The sequence below is a fragment of the Hyphomonas oceanitis SCH89 genome (genome assembly GCF_000685295.1).
In the GTDB taxonomy this organism is placed as follows: domain Bacteria; phylum Pseudomonadota; class Alphaproteobacteria; order Caulobacterales; family Hyphomonadaceae; genus Hyphomonas; species Hyphomonas oceanitis.
In genome coordinates this window covers 1-2,519 of sequence record NZ_ARYL01000095.1, presented here as the reverse complement: position 1 = coordinate 2,519, position 2,519 = coordinate 1, and the positions used below count along the sequence as shown (strand labels likewise).

At 59.6% G+C, this 2,519-nt stretch carries 3 protein-coding genes; 1 reads left to right on the top strand and 2 read right to left on the bottom strand.

The features are described 5' to 3' along the window. Nucleotides 1-175: 175 nt before the first annotated feature. The gene (locus tag HOC_RS20290) at nucleotides 176-910 is read right to left on the bottom strand and encodes a DUF6065 family protein (protein ID WP_035542311.1); all 735 of its coding nucleotides are present in this window, start codon (nucleotides 908-910) and stop codon (nucleotides 176-178) included. A gap of 58 nt (nucleotides 911-968) precedes the next feature. On the opposite strand from HOC_RS20290, the gene HOC_RS20285 reads away from it, so the two are divergent. Further along, nucleotides 969-1,472, top strand: coding sequence for a prolyl-tRNA synthetase associated domain-containing protein (locus HOC_RS20285; RefSeq protein WP_035542310.1), 504 nt, complete (start codon nucleotides 969-971; stop codon nucleotides 1,470-1,472). 59 nt (nucleotides 1,473-1,531) lie between these two features. On the opposite strand, the gene HOC_RS20280 is transcribed toward HOC_RS20285, so the two are convergent. Continuing rightward, the coding region (locus HOC_RS20280; protein ID WP_156950579.1) for a TonB-dependent receptor domain-containing protein at nucleotides 1,532-2,519 on the bottom strand (988 nt) is incomplete at its 5' end.

Below are 2,519 nucleotides of genomic sequence, written 5' to 3'. Positions count from 1 at the left end.
TTAACCCCTCTCCCGCTTGCGGGAGAGGAGGGACCCGCGCCCAAAGGGCGTGGGAGGTGAGGGCCCTTTTCCTGTAATCTCGAAGTTTCGGGCACTATCCGTGCACTTTTCGGGCTTTTTCCGGGCATCGGCCGTGTAGGAATGGCCCGCCCATTCCTGTCGGAAAAGCCGCTCCTCACACGTCCTTCACAGGCTTCAGCCGCCGCTTGGTCTGGTGCTCGTCGGCCTTGTCGCCGGTCACCTTCTGGCCCTTCATATAGTGGCGCTGCCAGCGCTCCTTCATGGCCTTTTCCTCGCCCGTCGCAAGGCGCGTATTGAAGTCAGACCGGCTGGCCACCCACGCGTCATATTCCTTCACCAGCTCGGGATTGGTCTTCATGGATTTACGCTCCGGCTCGATCTCTTCCAGCTTGCGATGTTCCATCAGCGTCACGAAGCAGAAGGGCTCGCCCTTGCGGAAGATCACTTCACCGGGCCGCGTCATCGCCCAGTTCATCGTGAACGGGAAGGGCAGCCAGTCGGTCTCGACAAGACCCGTCAGCGGCGCAATGCCGTCCTTCGGCCAGTTCGGCGCGCCCGTTGCCCACACGCCCCAGCCGGGCGGCGTGCGGAACAGGTGGCCGGTATGAAACGTCACGATGCCGCGCATGAAATGGCTGTCGGCAAAGCTCGCTATCGCCGCCGGGTCGCCGGTTGTGAGGAAATTGATGTCCTCTTTCTTCGGCCCGCCATTCCACTGGATCTTGATGTCCATCGGGCAGAGGATTTCCCAGCCCGTGGAGTTTGCCATGGTCAGCGGCAGGCAGCGATAGGGGTGGCGGTCGGGAAACGCATCCATCCATTCGCGCTGGCTGCGGCCCGGCACGATTTCCGGGGCCACATCGTGAATTTTATAGCATTCGAGACGCATGGGATAAGTTTCTCCGAAAGGCTTGACGCTAAAGGAAAGTCTTGGCCCAAAGTGCAGGATGACCGCAAGCCCTGAAGACCTGTTCGCCTTCCTCGATACGCACGCCATCGCGCACGAGACGCACTGGCACGAGGCCGTGTTCACCGTGGATGAAGGGACTGACCTCAAGGCCGCCATGCCGGGCGTTCACACCAAGAACCTCTTCCTGAAGGACAAGGATGGCACCTTTATCCTCATCTCGGCTGAGGCTCACACGCAGATCCGTCTCAACCAGCTCCACCGCCATATCGGCACCAAACGCTTGTCGTTCGGCTCGCCTGAAGCGCTGCTCGACCTCTTGGGTGTCACGCCCGGCTCGGTCACGGCCTTTGCCCTGATCAATGATCCCGCCTGCAAGGTGCGCTTCATCGCGGATGCGGCGCTTTTCGCGGCGGATCCCGTAAACTTCCACCCGCTCATCAATACAGGCACCACCGCCATTTCGCGCGCGGATTTCAAGCGCTTCGTCGCCGCAACAGGCCGCCCACTGGAAGTCGTCGACTTCGCAACCCTCGCCGAATGAAAAAAGGGGCTGCCCGTGCACAGGCAGCCCCTTCCCCCGCTGTATAGCCCCCGTAAAGCCTACTCGAACGTATAATTCATCCGAATACCCAAAACCCGCGGCGCACCGACATAGGTATAGAATGTGCGCTGATAGACTGGTCCGCCGGCATCATCCGTCAGGACCTGATTGTAGAGCGGCGTGCCGCGAACGCCTGTCTCGTAATACTCGTCAAACAGGTTGTTCACGAACAATGAGGCCTGCCACTTGCCTGTGTCATAGACGAGCGATGCATTGGCAACCCCGAACGAATCCAGCGTAATGCCGTCACCCAGATTGCCCGTACGTGTCAGCACATCGCCTTGCCAAGCATAGCCGAAATTCGCGACCAATTCGCCATCGAGCCCGGTGTTCGGGATCGTATAGCTGCCGAAGAAGGAGAACTGGTCTTCCGGTGAACCCGGCAAACGATCGCCATCGCGGCCATCAAGCAGCACGCTGCCAAACCCTGGCGTCGAAATCGTACCCACAAGACCCGGCGCCGGGGCGGTCAGGCTTGCTTCGGTGTGACTGTAGCTGCCGCGCACGGTCAGCTCATCCGACACAATCCAGTTGCCATTCAGCTCGATACCCTTGGACTCGGCACCATCGGCATTCACCGTGATCGGTATGGAGGCATTGATGGTTGCCGAGCTCAACTGAGGATCGGTCCATTCGATATAATAGATTGCGCCGTTCAGCGTCACACGACCATCGGCGAACTCGGACTTGAAGCCGAGTTCGTAGTTCTTGGTCTTGTCCGGACCATATTCGGTTTCGTCACGTGTAGACACGTCACCCGGATTGGGTCCGAACTGCTGGCCTGGCACTAGGGCGCAAGCCGCCTGGCCCGTACCAGGAACATAGTCTGCGCAGAAGCCGATGCCGTTAGAGTTGCCAATACGATAGCCCTCGGACACCGTAAAATAGCCGAGCAAGTCATCCGTGAACTTGTACGAAGTATTGAACTTGAGCAGCGTGCCATTGTCGGACTGGCCGGTGATCGTGTCCCGCGGCGTGGTGTAGCTG